We start from the raw sequence: 20,216 nt of genomic DNA, 5'->3' as shown, positions 1-20,216 counted from the left end.
GTTTATCATAACATATAATATCTGTAATTACGAATTATTATTGTTTATTTTCAGTTATTTTAGAAAAATTTTCATCCAAAATAAGCATCTCTCACCCCTCTTCTATTTTCTGAAATAATTACAAAGAAAAATCAAAATCATCCGTCCCGATATTCTCACGCTTATACTCCATAAGGAATCCGGTAAGCTTGCCTTTCCCGCTCCGTCCTATCCTGTCAATGGCAGCATCTATATTATCTTTAGTAAAAAATCCGATTTCCGTCAGTTTTTTCAGCAGATCTGCATTCTCCTGGGTACTGATGACATCTAGTATTTCTATTCTGTGTTTTTCTAAAAAACGCTGATAGGCTCCTGCGATTTCCGAACGCAGGCTTACCGGATATCTCAATCTTGTGCAGGCAAACTCTGCCTTATCAGACAGCTGGAAATACGTTCCGAATAACCGGTCATAAGCTTCAAACCAAAACAGATCTCCCTGATCAGACAAAAGCTTTGTCACCTCGTCCTTTCGGCAGACAGGAGTTCTGGGCAGAAAAATATGAGCATCCAGTTTACGCAAAATAATTTTTTCCAACTTTTCACATTCCAATACGGCATCCTTTTGAATGATTTGGACACTGTCCGGTATTATCAAAGTACGAAATACAGACCGGCGGAATGCATATTCAGAAAGAACGGATACCCTATCTGAAACTTCATATTCTGCATCATCTCCGAAATATTTCACCAGCTCTAATGTATCGTTAGAAAGCCGTCTGTAAAGCGCCGATTCATCTGCCAGATACGTAAGATTTTCGGAAGAGACCACAATTTTTTCAATGCCCCGCTTTAAATAGCTCCAGTCATATGTATTGGTAATAGCCCGGTGGCCGATCTCTTCTAGTGATGCCGGCAGACGGAGCACTCTTAAATTGGCACAGTGGCTGAATGCCTCTGCCCCGATTTTTACGACGCCCTCCGGCAGATCTATCTCTTCTAAGCTCTGGCAGCTTTCAAAAGCTTCTTCCTCAATCATCCGCAGACTGCCCGGCAGATCTACATGCCTTAAATATTTCTGCCCTTCAAAGGCAGACTGGCCAATCACACCAGTTCCTGCCTCCACCTGATACAGACTTCTGTTCTCCTCCGGCTGCACTGCCAAAAGAATCTTTTCACCTGCATCACATTTATACAGGGCAAATCCGTCTGTTGAAAACCACGGATTTTTCTCATGGATGTTCCACCTTAATCCGCCAAGCTCCCAGGCCCCCTCAATATCTTTCAGGGTAGAAGGAAAATAAAGTTCCTCTAACGGAGTCCCGTAAAGCATCCCCTCTCCGATAGATTCAAGCCCTTCAGAAAGCATCAGCTGCTGCAGATTCATGCACATTTTAAAGGCAGAAGCCCCTATTTTTCGCACAGTTTCCGGCACGGTAACAGATTCCACCTGAAGTCCGTACTCAGAAAAAGCCTCCGGGCCAATTTCTGTTACAGGCATCCCATCTATTCTATGGGGAATTTCCACTCTGGTATCGCCGCCCTCAAACCTGGTCAGCGTTACTTCCCCATTTTCAATTTTATAACTGTAATTGTTCCAACGCATGGGCTATTTCCTGCTGTCTTTCATATAACTGAAACTTCTTATTATATTTATAATACTCTTCACAGCCTTTCCGGCTGATAAACTTTGCACTGTTATAATTTACCGTAAGATCTGTTACAAGAATCAACATCTCATTTCCATTTCCAAATACCTTTTCCACAAATTCAAACAGGTTGGATAATTCCCCACTGATTTCATCCGCCTGACTGCGCATCTTAAGCACATCGCGGTCAAAGCTGTTCTTTATCAGATTAAAAGCCGCTGCAGCATCTGTAATATCCCCAAGTCGTATGTCCTGCATATCCCGCTGCAGAGTACGGATAATCAGCTGATATGCTCTTCGGTCAGCGTCAGACAGGGCATTGGCCTGGTCTTCCTTGGCCATCCGCTGTTTCACACCTTCAACCTGATTCTGTAATACCTTCTGCGCAGATATCTCCGCCTTCGGCTCTGCTGACAATCGCTCCTTTACTTCCTTCAATTCATTAAGAAGTTTTAGCATGGCATCTTCCAGCTCTACATTCTTCCTGATGTCTTGCTGCAGCGCTTCTAAAAGAAGCCCCATTAAGGACAGACGTTCATCAAAGGGAGCCTGCTGCGCCCGCTTTCTGATATCCCGGTCAGCCTCTCCGGAAAGAATCTGATGTACCTGATAATCCTTTTTATACTTCTGATACAGATCATAATAAGAGGCAAACTCCCGAACAACTCTTGGATTTCTCAGATACTGCCCGATTAATGTCTCATCTACCAAAAATCCCTGCTCCTCATACAGGTAAATGGTTTCAGACAAATCTTCCCAGCCTCTGGCCGTCACATAAGATTTGCCGTCCACCGTATTTTCAATAATATAAAAATCACCTTTTTTAATATCCAGATAGGTTAAAATCACGCTGTGAACGCCCCGGTTCACCGCATAACCTCTCCACGCATCATAATCCGGCTCAATCTCCATCACCTTTAAACGGTCCATAGTTACAATATCAAATTCTCTTACAGAACGGTTAAACTGCGGGGGATTTCCTGCTGTTGCCACCACCCAGCCTTCCGGAATCTGATGTTTGCCAAAGGTTTTGTACTGCAGAAACTGCAGCATGGACGGGGTCAGTGTCTCTGACACGCAGTTGATTTCATCCAGAAACAAAATCCCCTCTTTCTTACCGCTCACTTCCATAGCCTCGTATACAGATGCCACAATCTCGCTCATGGTATATTCAGATACGTCAAATTCCTTTCCCTGATAGTTTTTATGACTGATAAAGGGCAGTCCAAGAGCACTCTGACGGGTATGATGGGTCATAGAATACGACACCAGCGCCACGTCCAGATCCTGAGCCACCTGACTCATTACCGCTGTCTTTCCGATTCCCGGAGCCCCCAGTAAAAATACCGGTCTCTGACGCTCAATGGGAATCCTGTAATTTCCATATGCATCCTTCATCAGATAAATACGCACTGCTTTTTCAATTTGTTCTTTCGCTTCTTTGATGTTCATTAAATTTCATCCTCCCGCAATACCAGACGAATAGCCCATGCCGGCACTTCTGGTATTGTAATCCCTTCTTCTATAAATACAAACGCAGTCTGATAATCCGGCATTCTCTCTGGAAAGGTCCCGTGACCATCTGTAAAGTAAATCAAACCTTTCAGATTCTGGAACTCATGACGTCTGATCATTCCGTCTACATGATCAAATACCGGTCTAAAATCAGTGCCGCCAAATCCCGCCAGCTCCACATCCTGCATATACTGTTCAAATTCCTCATCAGAAGTAATTTTCACATCCCGCTGTATCTGGCTGTCGCACTGTATAATATGAATATTTACACGTGCAAAATAGCTTTCGCTTGTTTTTAATATGGAATATGTTTTATTTAGGAATCGTTCTACTGTCTTTCCCTGACAGGATCCAGACGTATCAATGGCAATGACAAATTCCCGGATACGCTTGCTCTCCCGGTATTCCAAAGGTTCTACCAGAGGCATATTCCCAAACAGCTGCATACCATATGTATAATATATATAATCAAACTCATCATCATTGATATGCATTTCTTCGCCCATTACAGCAAATTTTCGCAAAAACTCTCCATAATCTATTTTATCACGAAGACTTTCCCGCAAATTTAACAGCAGGCTTCCGGCGCCAAATCCCTGTTCTCTGGAAAACGTCTCAAGATCCGTCTTTGCATGCTGGCTGATATCTTCCCAGTCGCTGTCTCCCTGGCCTAAAAGTGCTTCTTCTACTTCTTCCTGCTCACCTTCTTCTCCACTGTCTGCCTCATGGCAGCCCACCATAGCAGTTCTTGTATCCGTTGTATAAGAATCCCCGCTTCTCTCCTTGGCGTCCACTTCCCTTTCAGGAATCCAAAGCAGATGTTCATCCCGTGCAAAAGCCGCCGATTCCTTCAGCCACTCTTCCCTTTCCGCTGGATGATCTAAAAGGAAACGATAGATCCTCTCCGCAGTCAGATGTGGAACCTTCGCCGAAAATTTATTCAGAGTTCTTCTCATTGTGTCATCCCGGTTTAAAACAGTATCTTTTATATTCAAATCCAAAATAGCTGCTTCTACAGCAAGATCACAGGACAGATCCCAGCATTCCCGGTCCAGCTTCTCATATTGAAATGGATGGCTGAAAATACAGTGGAGAATCATATGCAGAAACGCCCGGGTACATTCATTCTTTTCGCGCTGAAATGACTGAAGTACAAATTCCGGATTGTAATAGATTTTTTCGCCGTCTACACCAAAGCCTGGGGTCCTGTTGCTGGCTGTTACAGGCATTCGAAACAGAGCCCGGTCCAGAAAACGCATGGAAATCATAATCTGGTCTCTGGCACAGATCATAATCTGCCCCGCCAGCTCCTGAGCTGTTTTCAGCTTTTCTTCTTCCATATCCGCTAATCTCCTTTTATATTATGCATACTATTCTACACTAAAAGTATTTATAATTGGAGATTAAATTTATCTATATCATAAGTTTTTAGTCATCTTTAGAGTAATTATCAATTCTTCATTATGCTACTGTCAACTCAGATTACTTATCTTTGGGATAATTCAAAAGGAGGCACAACAACTTGAGGATCTACAGATGTTCAAATGGACTCTGCAATACTTCTGGGAGACAAATCCGGGCAGAAAGGGAAAAATGCGGGCTGTCCCAGGAGCAGCTGGCTGCCAAAGTACAGCTGAACGGATTAAACCTGAATCAAAAGTCCATCAGCCGTATAGAAACAGGAGAACGCATCGTAACCGACTATGAACTGATTCAGTTCGCCAAAGCTCTTGATGTAACCGTTTATAATCTCCTGAATATCCGAGAACCATAAAAGGGGGCTTCCCCGGGGAGCGTTTTAATACAATGGGATACTTATAGCTCCCATTGTATTAAAAACCGCTGTGCAGGTATCCTTCTCCCACACAGCGGCATAGTTTTTTATTTACTTTTCACACAAAGGAACAGCCCGCAGACTCCCTGCATATTACCTGTGATTCTGCACTAAATTCCAAACTTTTCTTTATTAAACTGATGGATCTCATCAATAATTACTTTTTCAACTTCCGGATAGATTGTTCCCGGACCGCCGTATGTAATACTTGGAATAAACTGAGGCAGATCTCCGTATTCCATACAAGCCCTTCTTGTCTCTTTCCGAATCTCTTCTTCCGGTGTATCTGCACGGTCTATTCCGGAATCAATACCTCCCATCAAAGCCATACGTCCATTCAGGCGTTTGGAAATCTCAGGAATATTATTTGTTGGAAGCACTCCCTGCCACACATCAATTCCGATATCTGCCATATCTTCCGCAATGGGTTCACAGAAAGAATCCGAATGATGCACAATTAAGATATCATTGGCATGAAGATAGTCATACAGTCTGCGGTACGGTTCTTTAAAGAATTCTCTCCATGTATCCGGAGCCATAAACAGGCTCGTTTTGCTTCCCCAGTCATCATGGGATAAAATCGCATCTGGATGCAGATTCTCTACAATCAATTTCATGTACTCTAAGCGGTACTCCGTAATAACATCAATCAGCTCATGCATTTCATCCGGATATAACAGGAAATTACAGAGCGTATCTTCAAATGTCATCAGCATGTGGAGCTGTTCAAAAATACCTGTTCCCATTATGGTAATGGACATATATTCATCTTTATCAATGGCTGCCTTATTTGCAAGAGCTGTCTCCCATCCTTCGGAACAGTTGCCTCGCAGATCTGGAACCTTTACGTATTTTTTCCATTCCTCTATATCCTGGATGACCTGATTTTCAGCTGTAACAACAGGCGTTGCCGCCGGCTGCTCTTCCGGGAAAGCAATATAAGTTCCCCAACGGTCATAAGAGTATGTTCCTCTGATACGGTTTCCCCGCACAAACTGGAATACCGGATCTCCTCCTATGGGTTTAAACGCAGTATAGCATGCTGCAAGACGATCCGGTTTTCCGCCTTTTTTAATTGTTTCCAGAAAATTCTGTTTTGTTGTAAGCATCATTTGTCCCCCTTTACCTTTGTCTGTCTCTAAGATATCACGCCCTGTTACCCCTGACAAATTTGTTTTTTGACTGTCAGTGATTCCAAATCGGACTGATTCTTTTTTACCTAACAGCGTTGCTGCCGGATGGTCTCTTAACGGCCCATTAACAAACAGCTCATTTCATGTTACACTATCAGAAATGAAGGAGGTTTTTCTATGGTAAATATTCTGATTGCAGAGGACAATCCTGATTACCGTAATCTGATAAAAATACACCTGAAACGAACCGGATATCAGGTTTTTGAAGCCGGCGACGGCACCGAAGCTTTAGAAATTCTGGCACAAACACCCATCCATCTTCTTATCGCTGATATTATGATGCCAAATATGGACGGCTTTGAGCTTACCGCTCAGATCCGAAGTGTAAATTATACACTCCCGGTCCTGATTATTTCCGCAAAATCCCAGCTGGACGATAAACGGGAGGGCTTTAAAAACGGCGCAGATGACTATATGATAAAACCTATAGATATGGATGAAATGCTGCTGAGAGTAGAAGCGCTGCTAAGAAGGGCCCGGATGTCTGAGGAAAGTATCCTGACTGTAGGAGACTGTACACTTGATGAAAATACTCTGATTTTTTCCTGCCAAGACACTCAGATGGAACTGCGCCAGAAAGAGTTTTATCTGCTGCACAAACTGCTCTCCTACCCTGATAAAATCTTCACCCGTCAGACACTGATGGACGAAATCTGGGGCTTTGATTCAGAAACAGATCCCAGAACCGTTGATGTACATATCAAACGTCTTCGCGAAAAGCTCTCCGCTGTCAATGATTTTGAAATACAGACAATCCGGGGACTTGGATATAAAGCAGTTATTAATAAGTAAATTCCCGCATTTTTCAGGTTTACATAATCGGAATGGAGTATTTTATGAAACGAATCCGCAGACGCTTTGGTCTGATTTTCACATTGTTAATTATGTTCTCGTCTCTGGCTACTATCATCCTTACCTGGATGGTCAGCCATGATATCATTTTTTCCCGAAAAGATTATCGAATTCTCTATTTCGGATATGCTCTTAAGGATCTGGCGCTTTTTATTATAGCGCTGCTGGCTGTGGTGGTCCTGATTATTGCCCTGACCAAACGTACCGCCACCCCCATCCTTGATCTGTCAAAGGCAGCCAAAGAGATTACAGCCGGAAACTTTGATATAGAAGTAGAAGAATCCGGCAGAAAGGATGAGTTAGGCGATCTTGCAAAACAATTCAATATTATGATCCGGGAACTGCGCAGCAATGAATATTTAAAAAAGGATTTTATTTCAAATGTATCCCACGAATTTAAAACTCCCCTGGCTATTATCAACGGTTACGGAAAACTGCTGACAGAACAGGGCATCTCAGACCGGGAGCGGGTCGAATACGCCGGTCTGATCGTACAGGAAAGCTCCCGTCTGTCAGCTCTCACAGCCAATATCCTGCGGCTCTCAAGGCTTGGCAGTGATGAACTTTCTATCAGACACTGTGCCTATTCTCTGGATGAACAGATCCGGCAGACCATCCTTTTACTGGAGCCAAAATGGCAGGAAAAAAACTTAACCTTTCAGCTGCATCTCCCGCCCACACTGTATATGGGAGATAAGGAACTGATTTCTGAGATCTGGCTGAACCTGCTGGACAACGCTATTAAATTTTCTCCCAAAAACGGTCTGATTGATATCAGTCTCATCGACACCCAGTATGCTTATCAGATCTATCTAAGAGACCAGGGGCCGGGTATGGATAAGGAAACCATAAAGCATATTTTTGAACAGTTCTATCAGGGAGATACCTCTCACAAGAAGGATGGAACCGGACTTGGCCTCTCCATTGCAAAAAAAGTGGCTGAACTTCACGGCGGAACTATAGATTGTTCCAGCAAACCAAAAAAGGGATGCACCTTTACCGTATGCCTGAAAAAATATGGGAAATGAATAATGTAATAACATAGAAATAATTTTACTTTTAACATATACTATAATAAAGAGATTTTATTGGGAAGATCAAATTTTATAATTGGGGGACACTCTATGAATGAAAAAAAGCAGGACAAAGCTTTAGCGGCAAAAATTTACGAACTTGACAATCAGATTTATCAAGCAACGGGCAGTACCCTTGGAAAAGTATTTCCGGCTTCTAGAACCATATCTGTCAATCAGATTGCAAAGCTTTTGAATCAGGACAAAAACCAGTTCCTGAAAAACGAATTAATTTTGTTATCTAATATGATGAAAACATTAAAAGATCCCGGAGAATATGAGAAGCTTCTGACAGCCTACCGCCAGTTAGAACAGGAAATCGCATCTTATGACCCCAAAGCCTATCACTTAACATCCGGTCTTGAAGCTATCAGCGGCGCCTGCCCTGTGATTCCTCAGGGAAAAAGAGTAATTGTCTGTATCAGCCGCCAGTATGGCTGCCGCGGGCAGGAGGTAGGCCTTCTTCTTGCCAAAAGGACACACCTTACCTATTACGATAAAGATATTCTTTCCATGGCCTGTCAGGAATATAATCTGGACGAAAATGAAGTTTCTGATTATAATGACAGCGTTCCTGACGCAGAACCTTCCCGATTTCCAAGACTGCCAAAACTAGGCTCCGTATCTCATGATGCATTGTATTTTAAAGAGAGAAAAATCATAAAAAATATTGCAGAAAATGAAAATTGTATTTTTCTTGGCAGATGTGCGGATCACATTCTGGACAAACTGCATATCCCCCATTTATCTGTCTATCTGTGCGCCCCTCTTGAGAAACGGATTCAGGTGGAGATAAGCCGTTTTGATGTCAGCGCCGTACAGGCAAAAAAAACCATTCTTCAGGTTGACCGTTCCAGACAGGCTTTTTACAAATACTATACTGACAGAACCTGGGGAAATCCCGAACTTTACAATGCCTGCCTGAATACCTCTATTTACGGTGTGGAAGGCACTGTTGAACTCATAGAAAATATGATTCATATGAGATATCAGCCTTCCGCCTGATAAACAACCAGGGAGCACACACTGATCAAGTCAGATCATTGTGCGCTCCCCGCTTTTGTATATCTATGATTACTTTAAATTTTCTGATTTCTATACACTATCGTTTTATTTTGGCCATCACAGCGCCAATCAGCGCTTCCGCGCACTCCTCTTCATTCCAGAGCTGTGTATCCAGCACAAGATCCGGGTTTTTTGGTACCTCATATTTTGAGTCAATACCGGTAAAGGAACGGATTTCTCCCTTTCTTGCCTTTTCGTACAGCTTTTTGGGATCCCGTTTCTGACAGGTTTCAAGGTCCGCTTTTACATAAACTTCCATGAAATTATCACCAATGCTGTTTCTTGCCTTCTGCCGTGCTTCCTCAAATGGAGAAATCAATGTAACAAAAGTAACCATCCCCGCATCTTTAAACAGCTTCGCCACTTCTGTGGTACGTCTGATATTTTCTTTTCTGTCTTCATCGGAAAATCCAAGATCATTGTTCAGGCCATGGCGCAGCTTATCTCCGTCAAGCACGTAAGCTGGTATTCCTTTTGCTATCAGGCGGCGCTCTGCTTCCTGCGCCGTTGTTGTCTTTCCTGCACCTGACAGTCCTGTCATCCATACAACAAGTCCGCTGTTTCCAAGCATCTTAGAACGCTCCGCCTCAGTCATGGCATCTCCGGACCAGCGGATATTTTTGTGATCATAATCCAGGTCTTTTAATGCCTCAGTAATAATCCCCCCGCCGGCAATCTCATAATCATCTACAATTACAAAACGGCTGGTAGCTTCAATGGAGCCCGCCAGATCAAAAGCAATAGGACGATCCAGCTTTAAGATACATTCGGCAACCTCATTTTTTTCCACATACTGACGCATCAGACAGCTTAAGTCCGAAGCATTCACCACCCGCTCTACACTTTCCAGACGCATTTCTACTTTTGCGGTGCCGCATTTTAAGTAGTAAGGTTTATCCAGTTTTAAATTTTCCTTTCCAAGCCAGAACAGATTTACTTTCAGCCGCACCCCGACATTTGGAGCATCTTCCTCTGAAATGCAGGCGATCTCACCGCGCTTTACAAAAATCTCCTCTGTCATGGTAAACCCTGCCGCCTGGCCCGCCGTAAACTGTTTTGGCTTCGGCGCATTGAAAACTTCCAGTGTCTTTACTTTTGTCTTCTTTCCGGAAGGATAAAAGGTTACAGAAGCCCCCTCTTTTATTTTTCCCGCATCTACCGTCCCGGCTATAATCCGGCGGTTATCATTGCTTTCCGTAAACTTATACACACCCTGAACAGGCATACGGAAGGGCATATTCTCCGGCTCCGGAACTGCTTTAAAAGCGTCCATCTGCTCTAACACGGTAGGACCCTGATACCAGGACATCCGTTCCGACGAAATGGCGATATTATCTCCTTCCATACCGCTGACAGGAATAAATGTCTGAGGATTAATATCAATTTTTTTCAGGAATTTTTTATACTCTTCCTTAATGCTTTCAAACACCTCTTCCCGGTAATCTACAATATCCATCTTATTTACCAGCACAGACACCTGGCGGATACCCAGCATGGACAGAAAATATCCGTGGCGTCTTGTATTTTCTTCTACTCCGTGAGAGGCATCAATCACCAGCAGAGCCGCCTCGGCTCTGGAAGCACCGGTTACCATATTCTTTAAAAATTCAATATGTCCCGGAGCATCAATAATAATATAGTTCCTTTTGTCTGTCTGGAAAAAACAGCGTGCTGTATCTATAGTAATTCCCTGGGCCTGTTCATATTTTAGCGCATCCAGCAGAAAAGCATATTCAAAGGGTTTGGAATTTCTTTTGCAGTTTTCTTTGATTGCCTCTAACTTCCCGTCAGGAAGCGCACCTGCATCTGCAAGCAGTCTTCCGATTACCGTACTTTTCCCGTGATCCACATGTCCCACGGTAACAATATTTAATAATTCTTCCATCTGCATTTGTGCCTTCCTCCTACATATATCCATTCCGGCGGAGCGTCTCAAGGCCCCCGTCTTCTTTATCCTGTTCACGGCCGCTTCTCTCGGCAATGTTAGAAAGCGCTCCGGTTTTTAGTTCTTCAATAATTTCTCTTGGATTGCGTGACTCTGATTTAATAGGCTTTGTACAGGGTGCACAGCCTAAGGAACGGTATCTTGTTCCGTCTCCCTGATTGTAGTACAGAGAAACTGTGGGGATATTTTCCCGTTCAATATATTCCCAGATATTCAGCTCCGTCCAGTCTAACAGAGGATGAATTCTTACATGAGTTCCCGGAGCAAAATCTGTCTTAAACTGATTCCAGAACTCAGGGGGCTGATCATCCAGATTCCAGTCATTATATTTATCTCTTGGGGAAAAATATCTTTCCTTGGAGCGGGAGCCTTCCTCATCGGAACGGGCCCCTACAATTACTCCCGTGTAAGCCGCCGTGTCTGTATCCTGTTCATATTCTCCGGTCTGAAGATTTAAGCGGTAACGGGGCCAGGTTCCATTTAATGTATGGGTAAGAGCCTCTGTTTTCAGACGCTTGCAGCATTCCATATGGGAAACCTTTCCCTCTGGAAATGTCTCTCCCGCCTCTAAAGCCTCTTTGTTTTCTCCGTAAATCATATAAAGTCCGTACTCTTTGGCCAGACGGTCCCGGTATTCAATCATCTCCGGTATTTTATAATGAGTATCCACATGCACCAGGGGAAACGGTACATGGCCGTAAAATGCCTTTCTGGCAAGCCAGAGTAAAACTGTACTGTCCTTTCCAATTGACCAGAGCATACATAAATTCCCAAAAGCCGCATAGGCCTCTCTTAAAATGTGTACACTTTTTGCCTCCAGTTTATCCAAATGATCCATAACTCAGCAATCCTCCTTCTCACCGCCGGTGCGCATTTCATATCCATAATGCTCAAAATAAAATCCCAGGCGGTCATTTATTTTATTTCGTAACTCATCTTTTAATTCAAATTGATTCTTTTTGTAGTTTTTCTGGCTGTCCAGATATTTTTCAAAGTGCGGCAGGGCATTTTCATATCCTTCCAGACCCAGATGTTCATAAATGGTTTTTAAGTTCTCTTTGGGATCTTTGCAGAACTCTTCATAACAGATATCAATATAATCCCCTTCCGGCATAGCATAAAGCTCATTAAAGGCCTTTCTGTAGATCCTCTCAAACAGGTCAATCACCGCATCTTCGATAAATTCATTAGATGGCTTTTTGTTCAGGCAGAATAATCCCATTTCTTTGATGAACATGTTATAGGTTGACATAACTACCACATAGGGGTCCCGGTATATATTAATAAATTTCGCTCCCGGATAGCAGCGTTTCAGCATCCCAATCCGGCAGGTATTCTCCGGGCTTTTTAAAAGCAGCTGTCTGCCTTTTTCCAGAAACGTTACTTTTTTTATAATATAACTATATGCCTTCTTCCATTCCCGCTGCTTTTTTTCAGGCTGCTCATCAATAAAGGCTGTCTCAATATATTTTACGCCCCGTCCTCCGTCGGGAAATACAAGCATATGCGCAATGGCCTGGGTAGAAATGGTAGCCTGTGCAAATACTTCCTCCATAGGCAGATCCAGTGTATATTCCAGATTATCCATAGGCCTGGCTCCCCGCAGCAGATATTTCTGTGCCGCCGCCAGCAGAGGTTTCAGCAAAATACAATTGTTAAATGATACTGTTTTTACCGGATCAAACCAGCCAAACTGCGGATCTCTTGTCATAAGATTCTGCAAAAATGTAGTTCCCGTTCTCCAGTGTCCTACAATATAAACCGGATCTTTCCTGATCTTCGTCCTTTTAATGGGAATATAAAAGATCAGCCACTCTAAAAATGCAGGAATCCCAAGAACAAAAGAAACTACGGACATAAAACGAACCTGCTTTTTGTTTTCCGGAGTAACTGGGTTTTGATGAATCAGACGCATCCAGTTATCAAACCGGCACCCAAGCAGGTTGTGGGAAAAATTTAACTTCTTTTTTTCCATTCCATTTACTTCCTTCTTTCGTTTATTGTGGTCAAACACGCCTCAGGCGCGTATTATTCTTAATTTTTTCTTAACCTTCTGCAGTTTATAACAGGATTATGAACTATATATGAATTACAGGGCAATTTGGTTAAAAAACTGCATAAAAACAAAGAAAAACTGTCTGATAAAATTTTGCATTTCAACCAGACAGTTTCTCCTTTTCCCATCCATAACAATCCCTTTTTGACGATTGTTCTTTGAGGTAATGGTCTTTCCCTATTTATTTTTCCCATAAATATATGTGGCAAAAAAGATGACAGAAGCCAGTATTACAATCATAGGACCGGAAGCCACATTGGTAAAATAAGAAATTACCAGTCCTAGTATTCCGGAAAATACAGAAAATAGAACGGCAAAAAAATGATATTCCCTGACATTTTCCGCAATATTCCTGCTAGAAGCGGCGGGCAGAATCAGCAGTGCATTGATAATCAGGATACCCACCCATTTAATAGACAGCATAACTACAACAGCAATAAAAACAGAAAACAGATTTTCAATCAGTACTACCTTCATACGCCGGCTTTTTGCCAGCGTCCGGTGAATGCTTACCGCCTGCAGCTGATTGTAACATACAACCCAGAATACCAGGGTTGCCAGAAATATAATAAATAAATAAAAGATTTCTTTCTGGGTAATGCTCAGTATATCCCCCACCAGGAGACTGGAATATTTACTAAAATTCCCGCCCCGGGATAAAATAGCAAGCCCTACAGCAATACTGCAGGAAGAAAATACAGAAATAATGGTATCTGTTGCCGCTTTTATACTGCTGCTGATTTTGTTTAACAGAAGCGCAAACACAACTGCAAACAAGATCATGGATAAATTTGTATCCTGGATTCCAAGAACTATGCCTATGGCCATCCCGGTAAGAGCGGAGTGCCCAAGAGCATCCGAAAAAAAAGCCATCTTATTATTTACAATCATGGTTCCTAACAGGCCAAAGAGAGGTGTAATAATCAGCACTGCCAGAAAGGCATTTTTCATAAAGTCATAAGAAAACAATGATGCCAGCATTTCCATCATAAGCGCCCCCTCCTGTCTGATATGGGAAAACCAGGGGTATCCCTTCTTTTAGATGTCTGCTTTACCAGCTCCTTGTTTAGCGCTGAGGCTTTAAGGCTCTGTTCTTTTCCCCGCATATTCCTAAAGGAATCTATATCAAACCGGCCAAACACCTGCTGAAATTCAGGACTTTCATATACCTGCCGTACGGTTCCCTGTTTCTTTACGGTCTTATCAAGCAGGACTACCTGGTCCGCATATCTGGCTACATAATCCAGATCATGGGATATTAAGATTACCGCCAGATCATAGTTCTGCTTTAGATCATTTACCGTTTCATAAAACAAATCCATGCCATTTTGATCAATTCCGGAAACCGGTTCATCCAATAACAGCAGGTTCGGCTCAGACATTACCGCCATAGACAGCAGTACTCTTTGCAGCTCCCCTCCGGAAAGATTGCACACCTGCCTGTCAATGAGATCTTCCGCCTGAAACAGCCTTAGATTTTCCAGAATCTGCTGCTGCACTTTTGCCCGTTTTTTTAAAAATACCGGAAATCCGGACTGATAGGAGGCAATCATATCATAGACACTTACCGGCGTCTTTTTTTCTATATTTAATTTTTGAGGCACATAACCAATCCGCATATTCTGCATATTTCCATTTTTGTGATCTTTAAATTCTATGGTCCCTGTGTGAGGAATATCATCTAAAATTGCACGAATCAGCGTGGACTTTCCCGCTCCGTTTTTTCCGATCACAGCGGCCAGCGCCCCGCAGTGAATATGAAGGTTCACATGTTCCAATGCTGTCTGTTCTGCAAATTTTACTCCAATGTCATTTATTTTTATACAGTGAAGCCCGCAGGGTTTAATTAATCTGCGCATCGTGATTCCTCCTTTCACCTATGGCTCATAATCTGAAAACGCCTCTTTGATCAATTCAAGATTTTTCTGCATTCCTTTCAGATATCCGTCTGCCCTGTATTCTCCTCTGGTAAGAGGATCCAGATAAACCACCCGGGCTTTGGATTCTGCTTCTACTGTATTTCCCATGCTTTCCCCGTACAGTCTCTCTGCAAATACAAATTTTACATTCTGTGAATCAATTACTGATAAAATTTCCGCCACCTCGCCGGCGCTGATCTGCCGCTCTTCGTCCAGGTCCATGGAGCCTGCCACGTTCATCCCAAGTGCCTTTGCTGTATAGGCATACGCTTCATGGAAAATCACAAGACTGCTCCCCGAACCCCTGGCTTTCAGTTCTTCAAATTCCTGCTGCAAATCTCCGATCTTTTCACAATATGCAGCTGCATTCTGTTCATATAATGCTCCGCGCTCCGGATCAGCCTGTTTCATATCGGATGCAATTTTCTTTACCTGTCCGGCATACAGCTCTGGATCCATCCAGACATGGGCATTATCCTCCAGCAGATGAATATTTTCAGAAGCATTCATAATCACAAGGTCCGGATATGCTTTTGCAACATCTGTCAGGAAGGTTTCAATCCCGCCGCCGTTTACAATAAACACATCCGCTTCCGACAACAGTTTCATATCTTCCGGCGTCAGCTGATAATCATGAAGACACCCGGTCTGGGGCTCGCTTAAATTCTGAAGCACCACCCCTTTACTGTCTCCAATTATGTTATCTGCCGCCACGTACATTGGATAAAAAGACGTCACCACTGTCAGTTCTTTTTTTGTACTGCCCTTTTTCTGGCCTGCCATATATATCCCCGTAAGAAAAAGCCCCGCAAAAGCGATGCAGACCAGCAAAACTAAAACATACACATATTTATTCTTCATATTCTACTATCTGATCCATTAAATCCCATATTTCTTCCCTCCCCTGCTTTGTTTGAGCAGAAAAAGGAATTACAATTGTTCCAGGTTTCACATTCAGCCCCTGTTTCACGGCCTTTAACTGTTTTTGTACCTGACTCCGCTTGATTTTATCCAGTTTTGTAGCAATAATAATCGGTTCAAAGCCCTGATAAACCATCCACTCATACATCATTTTATCATTGGCAGAAGGATCATGCCGGATATCTATCAAAAGAAATACCGCCCGCAGCTGACTAGAAGTATTCAGATAATTTTCAATCATCTTTCCCCATTTTTCTTTTTCAGACTGAGATACCCGGGCAAATCCGTACCCCGGCAGGTCTGTCAGATACATTTCATCATTAATATTATAAAAATTGATGGTCTGGGTTTTTCCGGGCTGAGAAGATGTTCTCGCCAGTGATTTCCGGTTCATCAGAGCATTAATCAGGGAAGACTTTCCAACGTTTGATTTCCCTGCAAATGCAATTTCCGGTTTTGTATTTTCCGGCAGTGTGCTGGTATAACCGCACACTGTTTCCAATTCCACTTTTTTAATAACCATAAAGGTCTCCTTTCCCCGCTGTGGGGTTATGCTTCTTTACCGTCTGCAAATGCAATTTCCAGTACATCCTGCATCCGGGAAACAAAATGAATGTCCAGCCCACGTTTTATTTCCTGCGAGATTTCTGATACATCTTTCTCATTGTCTGCCGGAACGCAGACCGTTTTAATCCCGGCATTTTTAGCCGCTAAAAGTTTCTCTTTTAATCCGCCTACAGGTAAAACCCTGCCTCTTAAAGTAATCTCACCGGTCATAGCCACATCTGCCTTAACGGGTTTTTGAATAATGGCAGACAGCATAGCCGCAGCCATAGTAATTCCCGCTGACGGTCCGTCCTTTGGCACTGCTCCTTCCGGAATATGGATATGTATATCATGCTCTTTGAAAAAATTATTTTCTATCTGATATTGTTCACTGACCGACCGGATATAGCTGATACCGGCCTGGGCAGATTCTTTCATTACATCTCCCAGTTTTCCGGTAAGTAAAAACTCACCTTTTCCCGGCATAATATTTACTTCGATTTCCAGCGTATCTCCGCCTACACTGGTCCATGCCAGCCCCCTTACAATTCCGATTTCATCCTCTGTATTCGCCATATCTGTAGTAAATATTCTTTTTCCAAGATATTTCTCAAGAGCTGTCTCTGTGATCTTAACGGCATTTTTATGTTTCTGATAAATCTCTCTGGCTGCCTTACGGCAGAGTTCACCAATCCTGCGCTCAAGATTCCGCACACCTGCTTCTTTTGTATAACCCTCAATAAGACTCATCAGCGCCCGGTCGCTGAAGCTGATCTGATCTGCGTCCAGCCCGTTTTTCTCTTTCTGCTTCCCTATCAGATGCTCTTTTGCAATGTGCAGCTTCTCATTTGAGGTATAGCTCTGTACTTCAATCAGCTCCATACGGTCCATCAAAGGCCGGGGAATATTTCCGATATCATTTGCAGTAGCAATAAACAAAGCTTCTGACAAATCTACCGGAAGATCCACATAATGATCCATAAATCTCTGGTTTTGTTCTGAATCCAGCACCTCCAGCATAGCCGAAGAAGGATCTCCTTTATAATCACTGCTCATTTTATCAATTTCATCCAGAAGAATCAGGGGATTTTTTACACCGGCCTGCCTGATGCCTTCCACAATCCGGCCAGGCATAGCCCCCACATACGTTCTTCTGTGCCCCCGTATTTCCGCTTCATCCCGAACGCCGCCCAGGCAGATCCGCACATATTTTTTATCCAGGGCTCTTGCAACGGACCGGGCAATACTGGTTTTTCCGGTTCCCGGCGGGCCAATCAGACAAAGAATGGGACTCTCCCCTTTTTTTGTCATATTGCGCACAGCCAAAAACTCCAGCACCCGTTCTTTTACCTTTTCCAGTCCATAATGATCTTCATTTAAAATAAACTCTGCATTGTCAAGATCTGTATTATCTTTAGAGGCTTTCTCCCATGGCAGTGCCAGAAGAGTTTCTATGTATCCTCTTGCCACGCTGCCCTCAGAAGCATTTCCGGCAATATTTTTAAACCGTTCAATTTCTTTTCTGATTCTGTTTTTGATCTGTAAGGGGGCATTCAGCTCCTCTGTCTGTTTTAAATACCGCTGGCTGTCAGATTCCGTATTGTCCTCTCCTAGCTCCTTCCGAATCACTTTCATCTGCTCCCGCAGAATATATTCTTTTTGATTTTTATCTACCTGTTCCTTTACTTTCATCTGGAGCTCATTTTTTATTTCAAGAATATTCGTCTCGCTGAGCAGAATATTCATCAAAACCCCATAGCGTTCCTCCAGGGATGATGCATCCAGCAATTTCTGCTTTTGTTCATAAAAAATCGGAAGGTTGTTTCCTAAAAGATCCATCAGTGTATTCAGATGATTCAATCCATCTGCCTGGCGGGCCAGTTCTTTTCCTGATTTTGGATTCACTTTACAATATTCAATCATAGCCTCCTGCACAGCCCGCAGCATGGCTTCTTCTACCTCAGGGGACACTTCCGTCTCCTTTTCCTCCACCGGTACTACTGCTGCTTCCAGATATCCTTTATCCTGATTAAGATATGCAAGTTCAGCTTTTTCTTTCCCTTCCACCAAAACTCTCACAACATCATCTTTTAACTTAATCAGCTGTCTGATGCTGGCAATGACACCAATCTTATATAAACCGTTTACATCAGGATCTTCTTCCTCCATATCCCGCTGTGTCACCAGATAAATCTGATTATCTTCCATCATGCAGGTCTCAATGGCTTTGATAGATTTCTCACGGCTGATATCAAAATGCGCAATCATTCCCGGTAAAATTGTAATGCCTCTTAAGGCTACAGCGGGCAGTTCTTTTAAAAGTTCACTCATAACCGTCCTCCATTTCTCTTATGTCTTATTGTGAAATGGACGAAGCTCTCACAAGAAAGCTCCGTCCATGTAATTTTCTCTTTGCCTATTTGCTTTTATATTCCAGAACGGCTTCTCCGCTTCCTGTTACTGTTTCTCTGGTAATGATACACTTTGTAATGGTATCATCTGAAGGAATCCGATACATCAGATCCATCATGGTTTTTTCCATAATCGCACGAAGACCCCGGGCGCCGGTTTTTCGTTTCAGTGAACACTCTGCGATTGCCTCTAGAGCCTCCTTCTTAAATACCAGCTCTACCTGGTCTAACTCAAACAGCTTCTCGTACTGTTTCATCAGAGAATTTTTCGGTTCCGTAAGAATCCGGACCAGTGACTCTTTATCCAGCGCCTCCAGGGAAACTACCATAGGAACACGCCCGATAAACTCCGGAATCAATCCGAATTTTATAAAATCCTGAGGCAGAGCTTCTTTTAACAGCTCTCCTACATTTTTGTCCTTTTTATCAGAAATTTCCGCATTAAAGCCAATGGATTTCTGATCCATTCTGGCCTCGATGATTTTATCTAGTCCCTCAAAAGCACCGCCGCATATAAACAAAATATTCGTTGTATCAATGGGAATCAGTTCCTGCTGAGGATGCTTTCTGCCCCCCTGAGGCGGTACAGATGCCACAGTTCCTTCCAGAATTTTCAGCAGCGCCTGCTGCACCCCTTCTCCTGAAACATCTCTTGTAATAGATGCATTTTCTGACTTTCTTGTGATCTTATCAATTTCATCTATATAAATAATGCCGTACTGGGCTTTCTCTACATCATAATCTGCTGCCTGGATAATTTTCAGCAAAATATTTTCCACATCTTCGCCTACATATCCTGCCTCTGTTAATGTTGTGGCATCCGCAATAGCAAAAGGCACATTAAGAATCTTAGCCAGCGTCTGAGCCAGCAGTGTTTTACCGGAACCGGTAGGTCCCAGCATCAAAATATTGCTCTTTTGCAGCTCCACATCCAGATCTGGTTCTGCCATAATTCTTTTATAGTGATTATAAACTGCTACAGAGAGAACTTTTTTCGCCTCATCCTGTCCGATTACATAATCATCCAGAAAAGCTTTTAATTCTTCCGGTTTAAACAGATTAATTTCTGACTGCGATGCACTCTCGGAAGTATATCCTTCCAGCTCTTCCTCTATAATATCAGAACAGATTTCCACACATTCATCGCAGATATAGGCCCCCTTTGGGCCTGCAATCAATTTGCGCACCTGTTCCTGGGTTTTCCCACAAAATGAACAACGTATTCTTTCTTCTCCGTTGTTTTTTACTGCCATGTTTTTAC

General features: G+C 42.9%; 17 protein-coding genes. 4 read left to right on the top strand and 13 right to left on the bottom strand.

The window, feature by feature from the left end:
* Positions 1–118: 118 nt before the first annotated feature.
* The 3 genes from OCV88_RS08655 to OCV88_RS08645 are packed head-to-tail and all read right to left on the bottom strand — an operon-like array spanning position 119 to position 4,480.
* Positions 119–1,582, bottom strand: a complete 1,464-nt coding sequence (locus OCV88_RS08655) for a leucine-rich repeat domain-containing protein (protein WP_158425109.1) — start codon at positions 1,580–1,582, stop codon at positions 119–121.
* Positions 1,557–3,077: an ATP-binding protein gene (locus tag OCV88_RS08650; protein ID WP_158425108.1), complete on the bottom strand. Its 1,521-nt coding sequence runs from the start codon at positions 3,075–3,077 to the stop codon at positions 1,557–1,559. The genes OCV88_RS08655 and OCV88_RS08650 overlap by 26 nt, the downstream gene beginning before the upstream one ends.
* On the bottom strand, positions 3,077–4,480 hold the full coding sequence (locus tag OCV88_RS08645) for a vWA domain-containing protein (RefSeq protein ID WP_158425107.1): 1,404 nt from the start codon (positions 4,478–4,480) through the stop codon (positions 3,077–3,079). The genes OCV88_RS08650 and OCV88_RS08645 overlap by 1 nt, the downstream gene beginning before the upstream one ends.
* A gap of 182 nt (positions 4,481–4,662) precedes the next feature.
* Here OCV88_RS08645 and OCV88_RS08640 point away from each other — a divergent pair, with 182 nt between their 5' ends.
* Complete coding sequence (locus OCV88_RS08640) at positions 4,663–4,914, top strand: helix-turn-helix domain-containing protein (RefSeq protein WP_158425106.1); 252 nt, start codon at positions 4,663–4,665, stop codon at positions 4,912–4,914.
* 170 nt (positions 4,915–5,084) lie between these two features.
* On the opposite strand, the gene OCV88_RS08635 is transcribed toward OCV88_RS08640, so the two are convergent.
* Positions 5,085–6,086, bottom strand: coding sequence for a uroporphyrinogen decarboxylase family protein (locus tag OCV88_RS08635; protein ID WP_262591057.1), 1,002 nt, complete (start codon positions 6,084–6,086; stop codon positions 5,085–5,087).
* Positions 6,087–6,284: 198 nt separating this feature from the next.
* Between OCV88_RS08635 and OCV88_RS08630 the strand changes: the two genes are divergently transcribed.
* The 3 genes from OCV88_RS08630 (at position 6,285) to OCV88_RS08620 (ending at position 9,097) form a co-directional block, all read left to right on the top strand.
* Positions 6,285–6,959, top strand: a complete 675-nt coding sequence (locus OCV88_RS08630) for a response regulator transcription factor (RefSeq protein WP_158425105.1) — start codon at positions 6,285–6,287, stop codon at positions 6,957–6,959.
* A gap of 44 nt (positions 6,960–7,003) precedes the next feature.
* The gene (locus OCV88_RS08625; protein ID WP_262591055.1) at positions 7,004–8,047 is read left to right on the top strand and encodes a sensor histidine kinase; all 1,044 of its coding nucleotides are present in this window, start codon (positions 7,004–7,006) and stop codon (positions 8,045–8,047) included.
* A gap of 96 nt (positions 8,048–8,143) precedes the next feature.
* Positions 8,144–9,097, top strand: a complete 954-nt coding sequence (locus tag OCV88_RS08620) for a cytidylate kinase-like family protein (protein WP_158425103.1) — start codon at positions 8,144–8,146, stop codon at positions 9,095–9,097.
* Positions 9,098–9,194: 97 nt separating this feature from the next.
* On the opposite strand, the gene cysC is transcribed toward OCV88_RS08620, so the two are convergent.
* From cysC to clpX, 9 genes are all read right to left on the bottom strand, one after another.
* The gene (cysC, locus tag OCV88_RS08615; protein ID WP_158425102.1) at positions 9,195–11,048 is read right to left on the bottom strand and encodes an adenylyl-sulfate kinase; all 1,854 of its coding nucleotides are present in this window, start codon (positions 11,046–11,048) and stop codon (positions 9,195–9,197) included.
* Between the two features lie 13 nt (positions 11,049–11,061).
* Positions 11,062–11,940 carry a sulfate adenylyltransferase subunit CysD gene (gene cysD, locus OCV88_RS08610; protein ID WP_158425101.1) on the bottom strand — a complete coding sequence of 293 codons (879 nt, stop codon included), beginning with the start codon at positions 11,938–11,940 and terminating at the stop codon, positions 11,062–11,064.
* Between the two features lie 3 nt (positions 11,941–11,943).
* Positions 11,944–13,077 (bottom strand): sulfotransferase family protein, encoded by a 1,134-nt coding sequence (locus OCV88_RS08605; protein WP_158425100.1) that lies wholly within the window; start codon positions 13,075–13,077, stop codon positions 11,944–11,946.
* Between the two features lie 258 nt (positions 13,078–13,335).
* Positions 13,336–14,148, bottom strand: a complete 813-nt coding sequence (locus tag OCV88_RS08600; protein WP_330671938.1) for a metal ABC transporter permease — start codon at positions 14,146–14,148, stop codon at positions 13,336–13,338.
* Positions 14,145–15,017, bottom strand: a complete 873-nt coding sequence (locus OCV88_RS08595; RefSeq protein WP_158425099.1) for a metal ABC transporter ATP-binding protein — start codon at positions 15,015–15,017, stop codon at positions 14,145–14,147. The genes OCV88_RS08600 and OCV88_RS08595 overlap by 4 nt, the downstream gene beginning before the upstream one ends.
* 18 nt (positions 15,018–15,035) lie before the next feature.
* On the bottom strand, positions 15,036–15,938 hold the full coding sequence (locus OCV88_RS08590) for a metal ABC transporter substrate-binding protein (RefSeq protein WP_158425098.1): 903 nt from the start codon (positions 15,936–15,938) through the stop codon (positions 15,036–15,038).
* On the bottom strand, positions 15,928–16,521 hold the full coding sequence (gene yihA / locus OCV88_RS08585) for a ribosome biogenesis GTP-binding protein YihA/YsxC (protein WP_158425097.1): 594 nt from the start codon (positions 16,519–16,521) through the stop codon (positions 15,928–15,930). Before yihA ends, OCV88_RS08590 begins: the two co-directional genes overlap by 11 nt.
* Before the next feature lie 26 nt (positions 16,522–16,547).
* Positions 16,548–18,875: an endopeptidase La gene (lon, locus tag OCV88_RS08580; protein ID WP_158425096.1), complete on the bottom strand. Its 2,328-nt coding sequence runs from the start codon at positions 18,873–18,875 to the stop codon at positions 16,548–16,550.
* Between the two features lie 85 nt (positions 18,876–18,960).
* A complete protein-coding gene (clpX, locus tag OCV88_RS08575) occupies positions 18,961–20,208 on the bottom strand; it encodes an ATP-dependent Clp protease ATP-binding subunit ClpX (protein WP_158425095.1) in 1,248 nt (415 codons plus the stop codon).
* Positions 20,209–20,216: the final 8 nt, after the last annotated feature.

The sequence above is a fragment of the Brotonthovivens ammoniilytica genome, from assembly GCF_025566885.1.
In the GTDB taxonomy this organism is placed as follows: Bacteria; Bacillota; Clostridia; order Lachnospirales; family Lachnospiraceae; genus Brotonthovivens; species Brotonthovivens ammoniilytica.
Note: the sequence above shows the minus strand (reverse complement) of the source record. Positions and strands in the feature narration are given on the sequence as shown.